The organism is Corynebacterium sp. LK31, from assembly GCF_014335015.1.
Taxonomy (GTDB): Bacteria; Actinomycetota; Actinomycetes; order Mycobacteriales; family Mycobacteriaceae; genus Corynebacterium; species Corynebacterium jeikeium_D.
Window position 1 is genome coordinate 133,056 of record NZ_PDGW01000011.1, and the last position, 19,696, is coordinate 152,751.

Genomic DNA, 19,696 nt, shown 5'->3' on the forward strand with positions numbered 1-19,696 from the left:
GCGTGCACGCTTTAGTAGTTTTCTTAAGTGACACCGCACATACTGCATAAACTTTTCGAGACAAACCAGGAGATGCTTGTGAGCCAGAACGCTCGCCCCGTTGTCCTCATCGCCGACAAGCTGGCACAGTCCACTGTGGACGCATTGGGGGATTCCGTTGAGGTCCGTTGGGTAGATGGCCCGAACCGCGCTGAGCTCCTGGCTGCGGTTGGTGATGCTGACGCACTTCTCGTCCGCTCCGCTACCACCGTGGATCAGGAAGTCCTCGAGGCTGCTCCGAATCTGAAGATCGTCGGTCGCGCCGGCGTTGGCCTGGATAACGTCGACATCGATACCGCTACCAAGCGCGGCGTCATGGTTGTCAACGCTCCGACCTCTAATATTCACTCTGCATGTGAGCACGCAATCGCACTGCTGCTGGCCACCGCTCGCCAGTTGCCGGCTGCGGACGCGTCCCTGCGTGAGGGAGAGTGGAAGCGCTCTTCCTTCAAGGGTGTCGAAATCTTCGGCAAGACCGTCGGTATCGTCGGTTTCGGTCACATCGGCCAGCTGTTTGCGCAGCGTCTCGCTGCTTTCGAGACCAACATCATTGCGTACGATCCGTACGCGAACCCGGCTCGTGCTGCTCAGCTCGGTGTTGAGCTGGTTGAGCTGGAAGACCTGATGGCTCGCGCTGATTTCGTGACCATCCACCTGCCGAAGACCAAGGAAACCGCTGGCATGTTCGATGCTGAGCTCCTGGGCAAGGCCAAGAAGGGCCAGATCATCATCAACGCTGCCCGCGGCGGTCTCGTCGACGAGCAGGCGCTTGCCGACGCGATCAAGGCAGGCAACATCCGCGGTGCTGGCTTCGACGTATACGCGACCGAGCCGTGCACGGATTCCCCGCTGTTTGGTCTGCCGGAAACTGTTTGTGCTCCGCACCTGGGTGCCTCCACCGTTGAGGCTCAGGACCGTGCGGGTACCGATGTCGCTAAGTCCGTGCTGCTGGCACTGGCTGGCGAGTTCGTCCCGGATGCTGTCAACGTTTCCGGTGGCGCTGTCGGTGAAGAGGTGGCCCTGTGGCTCGAGCTGGCTCGTGAGCTGGGGCTGGTTGCTGGTGGTTTGCTCGAGGGTGCTCCGGCCGCTGTTGAGGTTACCGCTCGCGGTGAGCTGCACACTGAGGACGTTAACGTTCTGGGTATGGCAGCAATCCGTGGACTGTTCTCTCTCATGGTGGAAGAGCCGGTCACTTTCGTCAACGCTCCGCGTATCGCAGAAGAGCGTGGTGTGACCTTCACTGTCGAGACCGAGCCGGAGTCCGTCTCCCACCGCTCCGTTCTCGAAGTCAAGGTCATCGGTGCTGATGGCTCCACCGCTACCGTCGTTGGTGCTCTCACTGGCCTGAACCGCGTCGAGAAGATTGTCCGTATCAATGGCCGCGGCATCGACATGCGCGCTCAGGGCCGTAACCTCTTCCTGCTGTACAAGGACGTTCCGGGCGCTCTGGGTCGCGTTGCTACCACCCTGGGGGAGTCCGGCATCAACATCGAGGCTGCTGCTCTGTCTCCGCAGGAAGCAGATCAGACTGCCATCCTGGTGCTGCGCGTTTCCAAGGAGGTTCCGGAGGAGCTCGTCGGAAAGATTACCGAGGAGATCTCCGCTACCCACGCTCTGCAGCTCGAGCTGGACTAGTTCTGAGCGCCTAGGCGTTTTAGAGCTAGTCTCTAGCGCAGCTTCTACTGCATGAAAAAATCCCCTCCGCATGGAGGGGATTTTTGTTTCCCAGCTGATCTATGCAGCCGTAGCCCTACTGCCTAGCCCTTCATCGAGCCCTTCTCAATCATGTTGACGTGGAAGTCGAAGGCAGTACGCAGGTCGTGCGGGGTAGACATACCAGGAGCGGTCTTCAGCGCGCGCTCGTAGTACTCCTCCAACAGTGGCTGGTACTCCGGGTGTGCAACGGAAATCATCTTCGCCACACGGTCACGCGGTGCCAGGCCACGCAGGTCAGCGAATCCACGCTCGGTGATGATGACCATGGCGTCGTGCTCGGTGTGGTCAATGTGCGAAGCGAACGGAACGATAGTCGAAATCGCACCGTCCTTCGCCAGCGACGGCGAGATGAACGAGGAAACGAAGGCGTTACGGGTGAAGTCACCGGAACCACCGATGCCGTTCATCATGCGGCTGCCGTTGATGTGGGTGGAGTTGACGTTGCCGTAGATGTCGGCCTCAATCATGCCGTTGGTGGCGATCAGGCCGACGCGACGGACAACCTCCGGGTGGTTAGAAATCTGCTGTGGGCGCAGAATGATGTTCTCGCGGTAGCGAGCAGCCTCGTTGTTCATGCGCTCGGCAGCTTCCGGAGACAGGGAGAAGGAGGTAGCCGAAGCGACGGTCATCTTACCTGCGTCAATCAGGTCGATCATGCCGTCCTGAATAACCTCGGTGTAGGCCTTGATGTTCTCAAACTTGGAGTCCAACAGACCCGCCATCACGGCGTTCGGAACGTTACCGACGCCCGACTGCATGATGTACTGGTCGTAAGCTAGGCGACCCGCGCGAACTTCGCCCTCGAGGAAGTCGAGGAAATGGCCGGCAATAGCCTTCGAGGTCTCATCCAACGGCTTGAACGGGGAGTTGCGGTCCGGCGCGTTGGTCTCGACAACTGCGACAACCTTGTCCAGGTTGATGTCGATGTAAGGGGTACCAATGCGGTCACCCGGGGCGTTGATCGGCACCGGCGTGCGGTTAGGCAGGTGCTGAATGCGGTAGATGTCGTGCATGCCCTCGAGTTCCTCGGACTGCCACGAGTTGACCTCAATGATGATCTTGTCAGCGTTGTCCATCCACTCGACGTTGTTGCCAACGCTTGACGACGGAACGAGGTGTCCATCTTCCGTAATACGAGTGACCTCAACAATTGCGGCGTCAATCGGCAGGAAGCCCTGCTCGATGTACAGCGCGGAGTGGGAGAGGTGGATGTCCTGGTACTTCGCCTTGCCGGAGTTGATGGACTTACGCAGTGCCGGATCGCCCTGGTACGGCATGCGGTAGCGGATGATGTCAGCTTCTGCCATCACGCCGTCACAGTCTGGGGCAGTGGAAGCGCCTGTGTAGATGTCGACAGCGAACTCTTCACCCTTGGCGTGAAGTTCCTTGCCACGGTTTGCCAGCGCAGTCGGCAGGGCCTTCGGGTAGCCAGCACCGGTGAAGCCAGAGATGCCGAGGGCATCACCATGATTGATAAACTGTGCAGCCTCGTCGGCGGTCATTACCTTGCCGCGCAAACCGGCATGTGCGATGCGATCAGACATGTCATCTCCTAGATAGACTGTTCGACTTTAGTTTTGTCGCCTAACCTAGCATGCGCTAACAGTGTGTTGCCACACCCGCAGGTTGAGAAGTGATTTATGACACTCTGATCGCTTCAGCGGGTCGTTTATCGGCGCTCTTCCAGGGGCTTTGTTACAGCAATTCCCGCACTTCTTCGTCAGTCAGCATGGCATCCTCGAATGCCTGCAGTGTGGCCTCTGGGTTAAATTTCACACCGATGAGTACGACCTCATTGGATGGTGGGACATCGGTCTGCGCCCACATGACGGCAGGGGTGATTTTCAGGTTCGGCCCCGCCTGACTCCACACGTGGGCGACTTCGAGGCGGTCGGAAATCCAGCAGTGCCCCTTGGATCGTACGAGCCCCTTTGTGCCGCGGAGAGCCTTGATTAGTCGTTCGCGGTCGAAGGGTCGGTTGCCTCGGAAAACAACCGAAGAAATGCCGTATTCTTCAGTCTCCGGCGTGTGGGGATTCGCAAGTTCTTCTGCATATCCGTGGAAAGTGGCCGCGGTACCTTCGTCGTAAAGCGATGCGTCGAGAATGGCAGAGGTTGCGATTTCGCCGTTAGTCACGCGGACGATGCGTGCGCGGGGGTTCATTGCGCGGATCGTTTCCTCGGTACCGCCGGTGAGCTTTTCGCCTGCGAGGTCGGATTTGGTGATGAGGATGAGATCGGCGAATTCCACCTGGTCGACAAGGAGGTCGGCGACCGTGCGTTCGTCGTCAGGCAGCGCGCGCCCCTGGCGGAGACTGTCGAGGAATGTAGAGGCGTCGACGAGCGTGACCATCGTGTCGATGGGGGCGATGTCGGCGAGACGGCGGCCGTCGTCGAATTCCCACTCGAAGGTAGCGGCGACTGGCATGGGTTCGGAGATACCGGTGGATTCGATGACGATGTGTTCGAATTTGCCGCTGCGCGCGAGCTTGCCGACGTTTTCCACGAGGTCATCTCGCAGCGTGCAGCAGATGCAGCCGTTAGACATTTCGATGAAACGGTCCTCGCCGCGCTCGAGATATGTGCCCTGCTCGATGAGGGCGGCGTCGACGTTGACTTCCGAGAAGTCATTGACGATGACCGCGATTTTTCGCCCCTGTGAGTTTGCCAGGAGGTTGTTCAGGAGGGTGGTCTTGCCGGCGCCCAGGAATCCGGACAGTACGGTGACGGGAGTGGTCTGTGTGGTGCTATCAGAAAATTCGGTAGAAGTCACCCGACAAGATTAGCGTACTGAAAATGATTATCAATAACTAGTGCGTGAATTGGGCTAGGCGAGGGGTCGTAAATGTGTCGTACGGCTTATTGTCAGACAGTTGTGACGTAGGGCATAAAACGGTGTTGTAGTCGGCTTTAGTGACGTATGGAATGTGCCTAAAATGGGGGCGCTTTCGGGCATCTGAATGAAAGGCGCTAACCGCTTCGTTGATAGGGTTGGGGGTGTGCTTTGGTGTTCGAAGTGCTACCCCCGATAGTCGCGTTGGGGGATATAGAAAGGTGAATTCATGTCAGATCGTATTGCCCATGCTGGTCTCAAATCCAAGGTGATGACCGCGCAGGAGGCGGCGCAGTTCATCAACCACGGAGACATGGTGGGCTTTGCCGGATTTACCGGTGCTGGCTACCCGAAGGTTGTCCCGCCGGCTCTCGCTGAGCGTATGGAGGCCGCTCACGAGCGTGGCGACGAGTTCAAGATTAAGGTCTTGACCGGAGCGTCTACCGCTCCGGAACTTGATGGTGCGCTGGCGAAGGCCAATGGTGTTGAGTGGCGTATGCCGTACCAGTCCGACCCGGGAATGCGTAACCGTATCAATGCAGGCGATGCCTTTTATAGTGATATTCACCTGTCGCACTCTGGCCCGATGACTGAGCAGGGCTTCTTTGGCCCGGTCAATGTTGCTGTGGTCGAAGCTGTTCGCATTAAGGCCGATGGATCCCTGATTCTTTCCTCTTCGGTTGGTAACAGCATTTCTTACTTGAATGCTGCAGAGAAGATCATTATTGAGGTCAACTCCTGGCAGTCCGAGGATCTCGAGGGTATGCACGACATCTACAGTGTTGGGCTGCCTCCGAACCGTAAGGAGATTCCGATTGTGAACCCGGGGGACCGCATCGGCACTCCGGATGTTCAGATCGATGTCGATAAGGTTGTCGCTGTCGTCGAGACGAACGCCGAGGACCGTAACTCGCCGTTCAAGCCGCTGGACGATGACTCTAAGGCCATTGCCGGCTACCTGCTCGACTTCCTCGATGGGGAGGTCAAGGCCGGTCGTCTGCCGGAGAACCTGCTGCCGATGCAGTCGGGTGTCGGTAACATTCCGAACGCTGTGCTCGCAGGCCTGCTCGACTCCAAGTATGAGAACCTGACCTCCTTCACTGAGGTTATCCAGGACGGCATGGTCGACCTGATGGATGCTGGCAAGCTGACCGTGGCTTCCGGTACCGCATTCTCGCTGTCTCCTGAATATGCAGCTCGTATGAACGAGAATGCCGCTGACTACCGCGAGAAAATCGTTCTACGTCCGCAGGACATCTCCAATAACCCGGGTCTGGTCCGCCGCATGGGGCTGATTACCACCAACGGTATGATTGAGGCTGACATCTACGGCAACGTCAACTCCACCCACGTAGCTGGTTCGCGCATGATGAACGGCATTGGTGGTTCCGGTGACTTCACCCGTAACGCCTATATCTCCACCTTCGTGTCGCCGTCGCTGGCGAAGAATGGCGATATTTCCGCAATCGTGCCGATGGTCTCTCACGTTGACCACACTGAGCATGACGTGATGGTCATCATCACTGAGCAGGGTCTGGCTGACCTCCGTGGGCTGGCGCCGCGTCAGCGTTCCCGCGTTGTCATTGAGAAGTGTGCGCACCCGATGTACAAGGAGGCGCTGCTCGAATACGTTGAGCGTGCTGAGAAGGCGACCCCGTACCTGCACACTCCACATGACCTGGGTACTTCTTACGACTTCCACCGTCGTTTCCTCGAAAACGGTTCCATGAAGCCGGTCGACTAGGTTTCTAGTGCGGTTCCCGCTTTACGACGAAGTTTGCGTCGTAGGGCGGGATTTTCTTTCGGCTTTAGTTCGAAATAGTGTTCGAGTAATGTGGAGATTTTTGGGGTGCGCAGCGGTTTGAATCCGGGGTGGGGGATATGGTGTGGGCGAATTGATAAAGAACTGTTCGTTAGGGGACCTCGTTAGGGAGGGGACAGTGCAATGTCAGAGTTGGAATCGTGTGGGGAATTTCGGTTCAGCCATGAGGTGAGGGCTCATTCGCTCGCTGAAGTGATGCGCGAGATTAATCGTCTGGAGATGGTTATCGCTCAGCGGGTCGCACCACCAGATGATGGCGATGTCGAAGCTCATTTGGCTTATTGGTCGGTGGTGCTTGGAATCTCACGCGCCGAAGTGAACAAATATATGGAAATTGGCTACATGCTTGGACGTATGCCGCAACTAGCGGAAATGTGTCAGGAGCGCGGGCATTTGTCGATGAGGCATTTAGCAATGCTTGGTAAACATACCCGACCTGTAGCCGATGACAAGGTTGACGCAGTGGAGTCGGGTCTCGTGGACGTCGTTAAGCCTAGGCGCGACGGGGAGGCACTCCGTGGCGTGCGTGCGATGGCAACGCGGGTGCAGCGAGTGATTGGTGAGTGTGCTCCGGAAGTGCGGCCACGTGATGTGGATGTCGCTGGGTTGCAGGCTGATAGGGTCCTGGCCCGGAATGTGGAGGCGACCGTAGATGCTGCAATTGATGCGGCGGCATACCAGGTCGAGGCGGATGGAGGGTCGGCGGATAATCCCGTGGAGTCGGAGGAGGTACGGGAGGTTCAAGCTGCGGCTCTCGACTACTTCGGCGATCGTATGACGGCTAAGGAGTTTATCGCAGTTGATGAACATGGTGACGCTGGAGTTACGACACTGACTACTGTCCTCGAGCGGCATCATGCAGTGGAAGCCCTTGCAATTATCGACGCAGTGGCTAAGAAGATGAAAGTGAGTCGCGCGGCAGCTTTCATGCATGCGTTACGCGGTACTTGTGAGGTGGAGGTGAATCTGGAACTCTTCCGAGTGCTCTCTCCCGGGGAGGATGGCGAACCGGAAAACACTCCAGTGTGGCTCGCTGGCGCAGGTTGGCTTTCTTCGCTGGTGGCCGAGTCTTGGCTGAAGCGGGTATCGACATTGCGGGTGCTGGGGGATAGTGCGGTTGAGGGGTATCGGCCCTCCGAGTCTCAGCGTGCATTCGTGCGTGCCCGTGACGGTGTGTGTAGTTTTCCTGGATGCGATGTCCCCGCGGAAAAGTGCGATATCGACCATATTGTGGAATTTGATCACAGCCTTTCCGGTGGTGAGCGGCAAAAGGAAGGGGTCACGCACACAGATAATCTCCATTGTCTCTGTCGAAGGCACCACAACCTCAAAACTGCCGGTATGTGGCGAGTTGTTCGAGGTGATGATGGGATCGAAGCTTGGACGTTCCTCTCTTGTGATGAAGGGCCGTTTGCGCAGTCGGAAAAAGAGCACACTGGGCATGGTCGTTACACCTTTGCCTCGCAGACTGAAAAGAAGACCGCTGCGCTGGCTGAGCACAATGAGAAACGTCGCAAATTGCATGACAATCTCCGCGGCCTAGTGGATAAGGTGCGGCGGGATATGGAAAAGGAGAGAGCAGTAGGCGGGGTGGATTGTGAAAACGATGGAGATGGTAAAAATCGCGCAGACAGTGACGGGGGTGAGCGCTAGGTTCTGCTACACTCATTTGTGTCCATATAGTGAGAAGGGTATCTCAAAAAATGACTGAGGCAGGAAAGCTGAAGATCGCCGTCATCCCGGGTGATGGCATCGGCACGGAAGTTACGGCAGAGGCACTGAAGGTGCTCAAGGCTGCTATCGGCGAGTTCGACACCACCGAGTACGACCTCGGCTCGCGTCGCTACTTGCGCAATGGCGAACTGCTTACCGACGCCGATCTCGACTCCCTGCGTGAGCACGACGCTATTCTGCTCGGTGCTATCGGTGACCCGGCGAACGTTCCTCCGGGTGTTCTCGAGCGCGGCCTGTTGCTGAAGATGCGCTTCGCGCTGGATCACCACGTCAACCTGCGTCCTTCCAAGCTCTTCCCGGGTGTCGAGTCACCGCTGAAGAACCCGGGCGAAATTGATTTCGTGGTCGTCCGCGAGGGAACCGAAGGTGCTTACACCGGTAACGGCGGTGCGATTCGCGTCGGCACGCCACACGAGGTTGCCAACGAGACCTCCGTCAATACCCGCTTCGGTGCTGAGCGCGTTGTTCGCTACGCCTTCGAGCTGGCTATGACCCGTCGTAAGAAGCTGACCCTTGTCCACAAGACCAATGTGTTGGTGCACGGTGGCGGTATGTGGCAGCGCACGGTCGATGAGGTCGCTAAGGAATACCCAGAGGTAGATGTCGATTACTCGCACATCGACGCTGCGACAATCTACCTCGTCACTAATCCTTCGCGTTTCGACGTCATCGTCACCGACAACCTCTTCGGCGACATCATTACTGATGAGGCTGGTGCAGTGTCGGGCGGTATCGGCCTGGCGGCGTCCGGCAACATTGACGCCTCTAATACCAACCCGTCCATGTTTGAGCCCGTTCACGGCTCCGCTCCCGACATTGCTGGCAAGGGGATCGCTGACCCGACCGCAGCCATTCTGTCGGGTGCCATGATGCTGCGCCACCTGGGTCGTGAGGAAGACGCTCAGCGCATCGAGGCTGCTGTGGAAGCTGACATGGCTACTCGCGGTAGTGGCCCGATCAAGACCGCTGAGGTTGGCGACCGCATTGCTGCTGCTTTGAAGTAGCGCAGTAAAAAATAGGGGGGGGAGAGGGCTAGGCAATCACAGTTTTGCCATCGACGGTAGTGATGTGAGTCTTACCGTCGGCGGTGTGCTCGATGAAGTCCGACGCATGTCCGACCTGGCGAAGTACATCGATGATGGTGTCAAGGGGGTATGGGGATGAGCTTCCTGCGCCGTTATCGGAATCATCCCCTCCCAGTCCTGCCACTAGCGCATCCCTCGTAATCTCCGCATGTCCCAGGTGCTGAGCCGCCTCGTGGAAGACATGCACAATCACGCCTTCGATGCTGCCGCACCACCAACGGTCCTTATCGGTAGGAATAACAGCAGGAGCACCAGCGCGGTCCACGCCTTGCAACTCCACCAGCGCGGATTCAATGGCCGCGCGGTCACGGTGGTAAATCTCCAGCCCTTCCGAAACACTGCAATGAGCAGAAAACTCCCCATCGCGATCACGGACATAATCACGCCCAAGGCAGACGCGCTCGAGCCAGTACCTCGCGGATCCGGTCACATGTCGTAACAGCACGGCCAGGGGGTTAATGGCTGGGATGGGGAGGGTTGCGTTGAAGGTGTCGTCGTCAAGCGTCGCGACGAGTGCCGCGAGCTTGTCCATCCTGCCGAGGATGTGGGCGTCGAGCGGCCATTCGGGATTTATTGAAGCGCTGTGTGTGGAATTGGTCATAAGGTCGAGTATTCCCGCAAATCAGTCCTATTGGGAGCAAAAATAGGGGATAATTGACCCCATGACCGTCGAGCTTGCGGAAATCGCAGACTTCCTCAGCCATACTCGCCCCTTTTCGGACCTCAACGATGAAGAGCGCGCGACTATCCCACCGCTTTTGACCATGCGCTATGCCCGTCGTGGAACGGAGATTATCCGGGCGGGTGCGGATAACAACAGCTGTTTCATTATTCGCTCCGGCATGGTGGATCTCTTTGACCCAGCTGGCACGCTGTTGGACAGGCGAGATGTGGGAGATCATTTCGGCTATTCGACGCTGCTGAGCAGTGACCCTTCGCTATACACGATGACGGCAGTGGAGGACTGCGTATTCCTAGTGATCTCCAAGGAGGTTTTTGACCAGCTCAATGAGCAGTTCGTAGAGGTCCGGCGCTATTACGGCGGTGAGAACGCGCGCATTCGCGCAGTGGCATCGAAGCTGCGGAGTACTGCGGCATCGGAGTCATTGCGCACACGGGTTGCGGATCTGATGGAAACATCGCTGGTGACCTGCAGTGCTGATGCGACAGTACAAGAGGCGGCGCAGATTATGACGGAGCGGAATGTCTCCAGTTTGCTCGTAATGGAGTCTGCAGGCGCCAACCAGAGCCCGCTCGTCGGCATCATCACTGACCGTGACCTCCGTCGTCGAGTGCTGGCAGAGGCGAAGCCCGCGGCGACGCTTGTAAGCGAAGTGATGACCGGGAACCCGGAAACCATCAGTCCCGACCTGCTGGTTTTTGAGGCCATGCTGCTGATGGCTGAGCGCGGTTACCATCATCTGCCGGTGCACGACGGGACGAGAGTGGTCGGCATGATTGTCATTGGTGACCTGCTGCGCAGTCTGCACACCGATCCCGTGTACGCGACGGCGACGCTGGCGCGGAAGAGCGATATCTCGGAGATTGCGGAGATTGCTCAGAACGCGCGGCGGATTGTCGGCCGGTTTATTGACCGAGGTGATTCGGGGGAGGAGGTCGCCAAGCTGCTGACTGCCGTGGCCGATGCTGTCACCCGACGCCTGGTTGCGCTGGCGGAGGAAAAGCTTGGGCCGCCACCAGTCAGCTACGCCTTTGCGGTACTGGGTTCGCATGGGCGCGGGGAGATGGGGCTCGCGTCCGATCAGGACAATGCGCTTGTTCTCGCCGACGACTACGACGCCGACGCTCATGCTGACTATTTCGCCGCGCTTAGCGACGAGATTTGCACCAACCTCGACCGAGTCGGTTATCCGCTCTGTCCAGGGGACATGATGGCCAGCAATCCTGCGTGGAGGATGACCAAGTCGCAGTGGCTGCGCACGTTCCACGGGTGGATTACCGCACCGGAGGCGGAGGCGCTGTTACATGCACAGACCTTCTTCGACATGCGTGGGGTAGCGGGCGATGTGCAACTGGTAGAGGAATTGCGCGCGGCCTACCTACCGCTGGCCCAGGGGTCGCAGCGCCTGCACGCGCACTTGGCCAAGCTCTCGGCCTGGCGGGAGCCGCCGCTCGGCTTCTTCCGTGGCCTGGTGCTGGAGAAGGGCGGCGAGCACGCAGAGACCCTGGACATCAAGAAGGGGGGAACTGCTGCTGTGGTGCAGATGGCGCGCCTATTTACTGTGGCGGCCGGGCTGCCGCAGCTGTCCACGCGTGAACGCTTGGCGGCGAGTGCGGGTGCCGGAAGCGTGAGCCGTCAGGGTGCGCAGGATCTGGCGGATGCGTTCGAGTTCCTGTGCACGGTGCAGCTTCATCACCAGCAGGCCCAGTTCAACGCTGGCGAGCAGCCGAATAACCACATCTACCCGAAGCGTCTCTCCAGCCTGGAACGCGAGCACCTGCGCGATGCGTTTGGTGTTATCCGCAAGTTGCAGCAGAGCCTCGGGGCGAAGTATCCCATCCGGGCGATGTCGTGAGCGCGCAATGTTGAAGTTTTTCAAACCCCGCAAGAAACTCTTGGACGCACCTATCCGCGACAATGCTTGGCTCGCGGTCGATGTGGAAACCACCGGTCTGGATCCCTCCAAAGATCAGTTGCTTTCCATCGGTTGGGTTGCCGTCGAAGGCCGCGACATCGTGCTGGAAGAGTCGGGTCACCTTCTCATTCGCCCAGAGCGCGAGGAGGTGAGCGTCGGCGAGTCGGCGACGGTGCATGGGCTTACCGACGACATGGTCGCAACCGGGGTAGAGGCAGAGGTGGCCGTCGGCAAGCTGTTAGAAGCTCTACGGGGACGGAAGCTGCTGGCGCACTACGCGCGGATGGAAGTTGGTTTCCTAGATCCGTTGTGCCGGAAGTACTTCGATGCGCGTTTTGATGTGCCGGTGGCGGACACTATGACACGTGAGTACGACGCGATTCTGCGGGCCAACCGTGAGCCGGTCCGTGATGAGCTGCGGTTGTGGTCACTGTGCGACAAGTACGGCATTCCCCGTTTTAAGGCCCATCACGCGTTCAACGATGCGCTGGCCTGTGCGCTGGTGTGGCTTGCGCAGGAATCCCGCGGAGTTTAGAGCGCAGAGTATAGAGAGTGGGGGTCGTTGCATAATTATCGCAATGTGACGTGTACCCTATTTTTATGCGTATTGCTCGAATCGCCCACCCAGAGGGCATGTGCTTCGCGCTCGTTGAGGGCGAAGGCAGTGAAGTTACTTTGCACGAAATCGAAGGGCACCCTTTCGGTCAGCTGAATAAGACTGGCCGTTCCTGGCCGCTTGCCGACGTACGTCTGCTCGCCCCAATGCTGCCGTCGAAGGTCATCGCTATTGGTCGTAACTACGCTGACCACGTCGCCGAGGTGTTCAAGAAGTCGGCAGAATCGCTGCCGCCGACGATGTTCATTAAGCCGCCGACGGCCGTCATTGGCCCGGAAGCGCCGATTCGCATTCCGGATTTCGCCACCAACGTCGAGTTTGAGGGCGAGCTGGCACTGGTTATTGGTAAGCCGTGCAAGAACGTCAAGAAGGAAAACGCTCACGATGTGATCTTCGGATACACCATCGTCAATGATGTTTCTTCCCGTGACCTGCAGTTTGCCGATGGTCAGTGGGCGCGCGCAAAGGGCATCGATACCTTCTGCCCGCTTGGTCCGTGGATCCAGACGGAGCTGGACTACAACGAGCTGCCGATCAAGGCGCACCTGACTCACGAGGGTGTTACCGAGACCAAGCAGGATTCCAACTCCAACCAGATGATTATGTCCATCCCGGAGATTATCGAGTTCATCACTGCCTCGATTACGCTGCTGCCGGGTGATGTCATCTGCACCGGCTCCCCGGCCGGTACCGCTGCGATGTTCCCGGGTGACCGCATCGAGATTGAGATCCCGGGTATCGGCAAGCTGGCCAACCCTGTGGAGCGGGCTTAAGCTGCCAGGGCTTAAGCTGCTAGGGCCTATGCGCCCTGGCTTAAGCGCCCTTAACTCCAAAAGCGCGGAGTACAGTGCCCATCTTGGCGCTGGTCTCCGTGACTTCTTCTTCTGGGTCGGAGTGCGACACAATGCCGCCTCCGGCCCATAGTCGTGCCACGGACCCCTCAGTGTCGATTTCGGCACAGCGAATGGAGACCACGAACTCACCGTCGCCATTCTCATCGCACCAGCCGACAGCGCCCGAGTAGAAGCCGCGGTTGGTCTCTACGGCCTGAATAACGCCGAAGGCGGATTCCGTCGGCGTGCCACAAATGGCTGGTGTCGGGTGCACCACCAGCGCCAAATCCAGCGCGGACAGCGACGGATCCTTCAACCGACCGCGGATATGCGTGGCCAAGTGCCACATCTCGGCGGTGCTCATCAGCTCGGGGCTGTCCGGAACATCCAGCGAACTGCACAGTGGCGCCAAGTTGTCGGCGATGTCGTCGACGACGAAGGCATGCTCGTCTAGGTTCTTGCGCGAGTCCGCTAAACGACGGGCCGACGCCCGGTCCACCTCTTCATTCCGGGACCTCGGCAGCGACCCGGCCAAGGGAAACGCCTCAACGATGTCGCCCGTACGGCGGACCAGCATCTCCGGGGAGGAACCGATGAGCAACTTGCCCTCATAATCGGAACCGGCGGGGGAGAGATCCACGACAAAGCCATCGCGGTTGGGGGATCCGTCGATCAGCCGCGATGCGAGTAGGAGCGGGTCAATCGGGGGATCGATTTCGAGTTCCACGGCGCGCGCGAGCACGACCTTTTCCAGCGCCGAGTACTCGATTGTGCGGATGGCTGCGGCGATGCGCTCAGCGTGCTCGTCGAGCGGGGGATCGTAAGCGACGATGTTGGCGTGAGGCTTGGGTGCGTTCCAGCGGTAGTGCGCGGGTGGCTCCAGCGGCTGCGAGGAGCGGATGACTTCCCGGGGAACGGTCAGGGCGGCGGGCTTGTCCAAGTCGAAGGGCAGGGCGCCGACCACCATTTTGTGAATGCCCGAGTGCAGTCCCTCGGCTGCGAGCCAGGGGTCGGAAATCTGCTCTTCAATACCTTGCGTGCGGATGGAGCCGTGCGCACGGGAGAGCAAAAAATCAGGAGCGGTGGTTGGGCGGGACGTGTCCCAGCGCGTCGAACGTTTCGGAGTCGCTGCAGGCTCGTTCGACGGGTGAGACTTTTCCTGCTGCTCTTCTTCGTTTCCGCCGCCCAGAGAGGGGTGGTTTTCCATGGACATAGCCCTAACCCGCCTCCTCAATCTAAACCCAGTTGTGCTCCAGTTTAAGGGGCAGGCTAACCCCTGCCCAAAAAGGGCATACCCGCAGCGGTAATCGTAAGCTGATCGATGACGGCACCTGCCGGCAGATTCGCGGCGTAGAGGAAAGTTTCCGCAGCCTGCTTGGCATCGAACATCGGCTCGCTGCCTGTGAACGTCCCCAACAGGTCAGTCTGCGCATTGCCAATATCAATGCGCGTTGCCGTGATGCCATACTCGCGTCCGTCGAGGGCAAGCACGTGGGTCATTCCGGCAAGCGCGCTTTTCGACGTCGCGTACGCCGCCGTGTGTGCTCTCGGCACCTGCGCTGCGATAGAACAATTGACCAGGATTCGGCCGCCCGCTTGCTCTGTCTTCCCCTCGCACCCCGCCTTCATCCGCGAAAAAGCCTCGCGTGCACACAGGTACGAGCCGACCACATTCGTATCGATGACCGCCCGGAAGTCTTCAATGCCGGTCTCTCCGAACTCTGCGGGCGTGCCGGGCAGCCCCGCATTGAGCACTGCAACATCGATGGTTCCCGTAGCCACCTGCGCGTTCTCAAACATCGCACGGACCTGTTCGGGGTCGGTGATGTCACACCTGGAGTAGGTGATGTTGTCCGCTTCGGCGGCAACGGCCTCGAGCGCGTCGATACGCCTGCCGCAGATATGCACGTGCCAGCCATCGGCGGCGAAAGCCAGAGCAATTTCGCGACCAATGCCCGCGCCGCCACCAGTTACTACTACCGTTTTGGTCATGAGCACTATTATTAACTGTTCTACGGTCTACGCACACATGTCCCCGCACGACGCCGTCAACGCCGCGCGTGACGACGGCTACCCGGCCGTGGAATTCTGGTGGCCATTTGACCTCGCAGTGCCCGCACCCGATGAGGTTTCCGGTTTTTGCGACCTCTTTGACGACAGCCTCGGTCTTTATGCCATGAATCTGTGGGGAGGGGACATGGCAGCGGGGCAGCGAGGAGTGCTCGATACGGATGGGCTGCCCGCGGGGCATCTGGAGGCAGTGAGCCAGATTGCGCGGGCCACTGGGCTGAAATGCTCGAACGTGCTGCTGGGGCGCTCGGGGGAGCTGACCGATTTGCAGGTGCAAAGACTGACTGAGATTACTGCCCAGCTGGAGCTCAGTGGGGTTCGCGCGTTGATTGAGCCACTGTCCGGGATGAGTGATTATCCCATTACAGATCCGTGGCAAGCCGAGGAGTTAGCTCAACAGACTGGTGCTGGTGTGCTCGCGGACTTTTACCATTTTGCAGCTAATGGCGTCGACGTGGATGCTTGGCTCACTGATGTGGAGACTGGAAGAGTGAGCCTGCCGGCGCACGTCCAGATTGCCGATTTCCCAGGCCGCGGTGCGCCGGGCACCGGTGAGGCACCACTGCGCAGCTGGGTTGAGCGGCTGCGAGCCGCCGGATACGCCGGCGAAGTGGCCGGGGAGTGGGCTCTGTAACCCTATGCAAACCCTATGCATGCCTGCAGGTGGGAGGGCGGGTATCGTGGGAAAGCATGTCAGATGTTCGCGTACGCTTTTGCCCGTCGCCAACCGGTACCCCGCACGTTGGCCTCATCCGCACCGCCCTGTTCAACTGGGCATATGCCCGTCACACTGGTGGCAAGCTGGTCTTCCGCATCGAAGATACCGATGCCGCTCGCGACTCCGAAGAGTCTTATCAGGCAATCATCGAGGCCCTGAATTGGCTCGGTATTGACTGGGACGAGGGCATCGATGTCGGCGGTCCGCACGGCCCGTACCGCCAGTCGCAGCGCAAGGACATCTACGCCGATGTATTGCAGCGTCTCATTGACGCCGGTGAAGCCTACGAGGCCTTTTCCACCGCTGAAGAGGTTGAGGAGCGCCACAAGGCTGCCGGTCGTGACCCGAAGCTGGGCTACGACAACTATGACCGCAACCTCACCGAGGAGCAGAAGGAAGCCTTCCGCGCAGAGGGCCGTAAGCCGGTGATTCGCCTGCGTATGCCGGACGAGGACATTGTCTTCGATGACCTCGTTCGCGGTCGTATCGAGTTCAAGGCCGGCCTGGTTCCGGACTTCGTTATTGCCCGCTCCAACGGTGAACCGCTCTACACCCTGGTTAACCCGGTCGATGACGCTCTGATGGAGATTACTCACGTCCTGCGTGGTGAGGATTTGCTGCCATCGACCCCGCGCCAGATTGCTCTCTACGAGTCGCTGAAGCGTATCGGTGTCGCCAAGTTCACCCCGGAGTTCGGTCACCTGCCGTTCGTTATGGGCGAGGGCAATAAGAAGCTGTCCAAGCGCGACCCACAGTCCAACCTCTTCATCCACCGCGATAACGGTTTCATCCGCGAGGGTCTGCTGAACTACCTGGCTCTGCTGGGTTGGTCTATGGACGGCGATCAGGACATCTTCACCATGGACGAGATGGTTAAGGCCTTCGATATCCACGATGTGCTGTCCAACCCGGCCCGCTTCGACCAGAAGAAGGCCGACGCTATCAACGCCGACCACATCCGCATGCTCGATCCGAAGGACTTCGAACAGCGTCTGCGCACGTATTTGGAAAGCCACTTTGACTTCCCGTCCGACTACCCGGCGGATAAGTTCGCTTTCCTGGCAACGCTGCTGCAGACTCGTGTGAAGACGCTTTCCGACGCCTGGGACCTCTCGAAGTTCCTGGTTGTGGAAGAGGACGAGTTCACCTTCGATGAGCGCTCGGCACGCCGTAACTTCAAGGAAGACGCTGTTGCTGTCCTGGAGGCCACCATTGCAGCTGTGGAGCCGCTCAGCGAAGAGGACTTCATCACCGAGAAGCTCGAAGCTGCACTTCAGAAGGCCCTCATCGAGGACCTGGAGCTGAAGCCACGCAAGGCCTTCGGCCCGGTGCGCGTGGCTGTAACTGGTGCTCAGGTATCGCCGCCGCTGTTCGAGTCCATGGAGCTGCTTGGCCGCAGCCGCAGCCTGAGCCGACTGCGCAAGGCTCTCGAGGTCACTCCTTTTACTGCTGCTCAGTAAAGAGTGCGAGCTGGGCTGAGCGAAGCAGGTTCGTGTAAGAGCCCGCTTCCTTGCCCACCTTCTGCGGGTCGCGGTTCAGCATGTTCATGGAGGTTTCGCGGTAGTCCTTGACCAGCGACCCCATGTGGTTATTGAAGAACTCGTGCCAGTCGGTTCCCCAGTAGACCGTGCCGTCTTCGTTTTGCTTGAGCAGTGCGGCAAAGGCGTACACGAGTGGGTAGATGAACCCGTCCGGAATCGCGTAGCCGATGGGCTGGCGGTAGAACTTCGAGTACTTCTGTGGAGTTTTGCCAGTCCGCGGATTCTTCTTGTTGGCCTTGTCAACAGCATCAATGCCGCCGAATTTGCCGCCACTCTTGTTGTAGAGATCGGGTAGCTCCGCGTTGATGCGCTCGAAAATATCGATGAAGTCACGCGTGAGGTTCAAGGCACTGCGGACCTTCTCGTTGTAGAGAACGACCTCTTCGGTGCGCTCATTGATACTTTCAGTGCTGGGCTTAGTGACCTCTGGGGAACTCATGACATCCTCGAAGCGGTCAAGCAGCTTGGCCTTTCCGGAGTAGAGGCTGGTAGGGGTCGGTGCTTCAATCTGCTTGCCGTCGGCATCCTTCGGCAGGTCAATACAGGACAGTGGAATCCACGCCATAGCGATGACATCGCCCACCTTTAGTCGACCAGTATCGTTGGTGCGCCACTGCACGTTGTCGCTAATTCCCTGCGGCAGAGCATGCTTCAGATCGTCAAAGTAGCCGGCGCGATTGAGCTTTGCTTCCGCCTTGAGCTCCGCATTGTTGTTGCGGGCGGCACAGATATCGAGCAGAGCATCGGAGAAGTCCTGCACAGTGTCCTCGTCCCGAGCACCGGGAACGAGTACCTCTACCGGAACCTTGGCATCGAGCTCGGTGAGGCTTTCGTCGGCAAGCAATTCCTCGATTTCCTCGGAGCGCTCCATCCAGACCTCCTTCATTTCGGACCACGTCTTGATTTTGCGGCTAGGCGGTGGAGTGAGCTTGCCCAGGACGAACAGCGCAATAGCCAGCGAGTTGTGGCCGCCGTCGAGGATGCCTTCGATGCGACGGTTGCTGAAGGTGAAGCGGTAGAGATTGTCTTCACTGGTGAACTGAGTGGAGGCCAGGAGCACACCCTTGGACTTGTAGGCGAAGAGCTCCGGCGTGGTGTCGATGGTTTCCATGATGGCATCGGTGATGCGGCCGGTGCGGGACACGCGTGGGTTGGCATCGAGGTTGAGGCCCGAGATGATTTTCGCGAACTGACGGATAGTGACAGTGCCGATGACGCGGCCGATGGTGCCGTTCATTTGCTCCGTGATGTCGGAGAACTCCAGCTCGAGTGTGATGGGGGCGGTTGCTGTTGCCGTTGTTGTGGGGGAAGTCATGATGCTTGCCTTTCAGGGATGGTTTGTGGTGTGTGGCGGCTGTTTGCCAGCCGCTTCACCACGAAGTGTCTCCTGAAGGGCGGATCGACTTTGAGCTGCGATCGAATGGGCTTTCGATCTGGGATTGCGTTAGTTAGATGCACTGCATTGGTTATGCATTAGTTATGCGCTCTGCTGAGGTGGGCTGTGGGGAACTCGCGAATTTAAACGAACCTTTGACAACGAACCTTTGACCAGGTGATTTGCTCTTGTTCACGCCAATTGGCTATATTATTCCTCGTTGCGTTCAGCAGCGATGGCCTATGGTGTAATTGGCAACACAACGGTTTCTGGTACCGTCATTCTAGGTTCGAGTCCTGGTAGGCCAGCAGTGAAGAAGTTCATTGTTGAATGTATTCACTAACTGCAAGGTTCTAAGCCCCGTTCGTCTAGCGGCCTAGGACGCCGCCCTCTCACGGCGGTAACACGGGTTCAAATCCCGTACGGGGTACAAAGACAGCGCGAAAGCGCCAGTCTTTATTGGCCTATGGTGTAATTGGCAACACAACGGTTTCTGGTACCGTCATTCTAGGTTCGAGTCCTGGTAGGCCAGCGGAATTCGCTTGCTTAACTAACTTGATTAGTTGAGTTGAATTCAGTTCTAAGCCCCGTTCGTCTAGCGGCCTAGGACGCCGCCCTCTCACGGCGGTAACACGGGTTCAAATCCCGTACGGGGTACAAAGTTACTCCCCAGTCAGTTGGCTGGGGAGTTTTTGTTTTTTAAGAATCGAGGCCGCTA

Annotated in this window: 15 protein-coding genes and 4 tRNA genes; 13 read left to right on the forward strand and 6 right to left on the reverse strand. The window is 58.6% G+C overall.

Annotated features, from left to right (window positions below; translation table 11 throughout):
• The first annotated feature begins 78 nt into the window (after positions 1–78).
• The gene (serA, locus tag CRD18_RS02870; protein ID WP_016422498.1) at positions 79–1,674 is read left to right on the forward strand and encodes a phosphoglycerate dehydrogenase; all 1,596 of its coding nucleotides are present in this window, start codon (positions 79–81) and stop codon (positions 1,672–1,674) included.
• A 122-nt stretch (positions 1,675–1,796) separates the two neighbouring features.
• Here the strand turns inward: serA and CRD18_RS02875 are convergent, their stop codons facing one another.
• Positions 1,797–3,299 carry an acetyl-CoA hydrolase/transferase family protein gene (locus CRD18_RS02875; protein ID WP_048735346.1) on the reverse strand — a complete coding sequence of 501 codons (1,503 nt, stop codon included), beginning with the start codon at positions 3,297–3,299 and terminating at the stop codon, positions 1,797–1,799.
• Between the two features lie 151 nt (positions 3,300–3,450).
• Positions 3,451–4,527 carry a GTP-binding protein gene (locus tag CRD18_RS02880; protein WP_049190124.1) on the reverse strand — a complete coding sequence of 359 codons (1,077 nt, stop codon included), beginning with the start codon at positions 4,525–4,527 and terminating at the stop codon, positions 3,451–3,453.
• Between the two features lie 289 nt (positions 4,528–4,816).
• Between CRD18_RS02880 and CRD18_RS02885 the strand changes: the two genes are divergently transcribed.
• The 3 genes from CRD18_RS02885 to CRD18_RS02895 all read left to right on the forward strand — a co-directional run bounded on the left by CRD18_RS02885 (position 4,817) and on the right by CRD18_RS02895 (position 9,147).
• The gene (locus CRD18_RS02885) at positions 4,817–6,331 is read left to right on the forward strand and encodes an acetyl-CoA hydrolase/transferase family protein (RefSeq protein ID WP_069358808.1); all 1,515 of its coding nucleotides are present in this window, start codon (positions 4,817–4,819) and stop codon (positions 6,329–6,331) included.
• Positions 6,332–6,532: 201 nt separating this feature from the next.
• On the forward strand, positions 6,533–8,062 hold the full coding sequence (locus tag CRD18_RS02890) for an HNH endonuclease signature motif containing protein (protein WP_049194072.1): 1,530 nt from the start codon (positions 6,533–6,535) through the stop codon (positions 8,060–8,062).
• Positions 8,063–8,130: 68 nt separating this feature from the next.
• On the forward strand, positions 8,131–9,147 hold the full coding sequence (locus CRD18_RS02895) for a 3-isopropylmalate dehydrogenase (protein WP_101687711.1): 1,017 nt from the start codon (positions 8,131–8,133) through the stop codon (positions 9,145–9,147).
• A 28-nt stretch (positions 9,148–9,175) separates the two neighbouring features.
• Here the strand turns inward: CRD18_RS02895 and CRD18_RS02900 are convergent, their stop codons facing one another.
• The gene (locus CRD18_RS02900; RefSeq protein ID WP_101738717.1) at positions 9,176–9,829 is read right to left on the reverse strand and encodes a DUF664 domain-containing protein; all 654 of its coding nucleotides are present in this window, start codon (positions 9,827–9,829) and stop codon (positions 9,176–9,178) included.
• A 61-nt stretch (positions 9,830–9,890) separates the two neighbouring features.
• On the opposite strand from CRD18_RS02900, the gene CRD18_RS02905 reads away from it, so the two are divergent.
• The 3 genes from CRD18_RS02905 (at position 9,891) to CRD18_RS02915 (ending at position 13,214) form a co-directional block, all read left to right on the forward strand.
• Positions 9,891–11,765 (forward strand): DUF294 nucleotidyltransferase-like domain-containing protein, encoded by a 1,875-nt coding sequence (locus CRD18_RS02905; protein ID WP_187406501.1) that lies wholly within the window; start codon positions 9,891–9,893, stop codon positions 11,763–11,765.
• A 7-nt stretch (positions 11,766–11,772) separates the two neighbouring features.
• Entirely contained in the window at positions 11,773–12,360 is a 588-nt protein-coding gene (locus tag CRD18_RS02910) for a 3'-5' exonuclease (protein ID WP_048735364.1), read from the forward strand.
• A gap of 65 nt (positions 12,361–12,425) precedes the next feature.
• The gene (locus tag CRD18_RS02915) at positions 12,426–13,214 is read left to right on the forward strand and encodes a fumarylacetoacetate hydrolase family protein (RefSeq protein ID WP_049172137.1); all 789 of its coding nucleotides are present in this window, start codon (positions 12,426–12,428) and stop codon (positions 13,212–13,214) included.
• Positions 13,215–13,254: 40 nt separating this feature from the next.
• Here the strand turns inward: CRD18_RS02915 and CRD18_RS02920 are convergent, their stop codons facing one another.
• Together CRD18_RS02920 and CRD18_RS02925 are read right to left on the reverse strand one after the other, a co-directional pair.
• The gene (locus CRD18_RS02920; protein WP_049172114.1) at positions 13,255–14,487 is read right to left on the reverse strand and encodes an isochorismate synthase MenF; all 1,233 of its coding nucleotides are present in this window, start codon (positions 14,485–14,487) and stop codon (positions 13,255–13,257) included.
• Positions 14,488–14,543: 56 nt separating this feature from the next.
• Positions 14,544–15,266, reverse strand: a complete 723-nt coding sequence (locus CRD18_RS02925; RefSeq protein WP_049172115.1) for an SDR family oxidoreductase — start codon at positions 15,264–15,266, stop codon at positions 14,544–14,546.
• On the opposite strand from CRD18_RS02925, the gene CRD18_RS02930 reads away from it, so the two are divergent.
• Both CRD18_RS02930 and gltX read left to right on the forward strand, forming a co-directional pair.
• A complete protein-coding gene (locus CRD18_RS02930; RefSeq protein WP_239271942.1) occupies positions 15,265–15,978 on the forward strand; it encodes a TIM barrel protein in 714 nt (237 codons plus the stop codon). The genes CRD18_RS02925 and CRD18_RS02930 overlap by 2 nt on opposite strands.
• A 56-nt stretch (positions 15,979–16,034) precedes the next feature.
• Positions 16,035–17,522, forward strand: a complete 1,488-nt coding sequence (gltX, locus tag CRD18_RS02935) for a glutamate--tRNA ligase (RefSeq protein ID WP_187406502.1) — start codon at positions 16,035–16,037, stop codon at positions 17,520–17,522.
• Here gltX and CRD18_RS02940 read toward each other — a convergent pair.
• On the reverse strand, positions 17,506–18,918 hold the full coding sequence (locus tag CRD18_RS02940) for a hypothetical protein (RefSeq protein ID WP_224433166.1): 1,413 nt from the start codon (positions 18,916–18,918) through the stop codon (positions 17,506–17,508). The two genes, gltX and CRD18_RS02940, sit on opposite strands and share 17 nt — an antisense overlap.
• Positions 18,919–19,214: 296 nt before the next feature.
• Here CRD18_RS02940 and CRD18_RS02945 point away from each other — a divergent pair.
• From CRD18_RS02945 to CRD18_RS02960, 4 genes are all read left to right on the forward strand, one after another.
• A tRNA-Gln gene (locus CRD18_RS02945) sits at positions 19,215–19,286 on the forward strand.
• Between the two features lie 49 nt (positions 19,287–19,335).
• Positions 19,336–19,408, forward strand: a tRNA-Glu gene (locus CRD18_RS02950).
• A gap of 30 nt (positions 19,409–19,438) precedes the next feature.
• Positions 19,439–19,510: transfer RNA gene (locus tag CRD18_RS02955), tRNA-Gln, on the forward strand.
• A gap of 52 nt (positions 19,511–19,562) precedes the next feature.
• A tRNA-Glu gene (locus CRD18_RS02960) sits at positions 19,563–19,635 on the forward strand.
• Positions 19,636–19,696: the final 61 nt, after the last annotated feature.

Bases quoted from the DNA above. Each gene is read 5' to 3' on its own strand.
- CRD18_RS02875 (WP_048735346.1), bottom strand. From the start codon at position 3,299: ATGTCTGATCGCATCGCACATGCCGGTTTGCGCGGCAAGGTAATGACC.
- CRD18_RS02885 (WP_069358808.1), top strand. From the start codon at position 4,817: ATGTCAGATCGTATTGCCCATGCTGGTCTCAAATCCAAGGTGATGACC.
- CRD18_RS02890 (WP_049194072.1), top strand. From the start codon at position 6,533: ATGTCAGAGTTGGAATCGTGTGGGGAATTTCGGTTCAGCCATGAGGTG.
- CRD18_RS02900 (WP_101738717.1), bottom strand. From the start codon at position 9,829: ATGACCAATTCCACACACAGCGCTTCAATAAATCCCGAATGGCCGCTC.
- CRD18_RS02905 (WP_187406501.1), top strand. From the start codon at position 9,891: ATGACCGTCGAGCTTGCGGAAATCGCAGACTTCCTCAGCCATACTCGC.
- CRD18_RS02910 (WP_048735364.1), top strand. From the start codon at position 11,773: ATGTTGAAGTTTTTCAAACCCCGCAAGAAACTCTTGGACGCACCTATC.
- CRD18_RS02915 (WP_049172137.1), top strand. From the start codon at position 12,426: ATGCGTATTGCTCGAATCGCCCACCCAGAGGGCATGTGCTTCGCGCTC.
- CRD18_RS02920 (WP_049172114.1), bottom strand. From the start codon at position 14,487: ATGTCCATGGAAAACCACCCCTCTCTGGGCGGCGGAAACGAAGAAGAG.
- CRD18_RS02930 (WP_239271942.1), top strand. From the start codon at position 15,265: ATGAGCACTATTATTAACTGTTCTACGGTCTACGCACACATGTCCCCG.
- CRD18_RS02925 (WP_049172115.1), bottom strand. From the start codon at position 15,266: ATGACCAAAACGGTAGTAGTAACTGGTGGCGGCGCGGGCATTGGTCGC.
- gltX (WP_187406502.1), top strand. From the start codon at position 16,035: ATGTCAGATGTTCGCGTACGCTTTTGCCCGTCGCCAACCGGTACCCCG.
- CRD18_RS02940 (WP_224433166.1), bottom strand. From the start codon at position 18,918: ATGACTTCCCCCACAACAACGGCAACAGCAACCGCCCCCATCACACTC.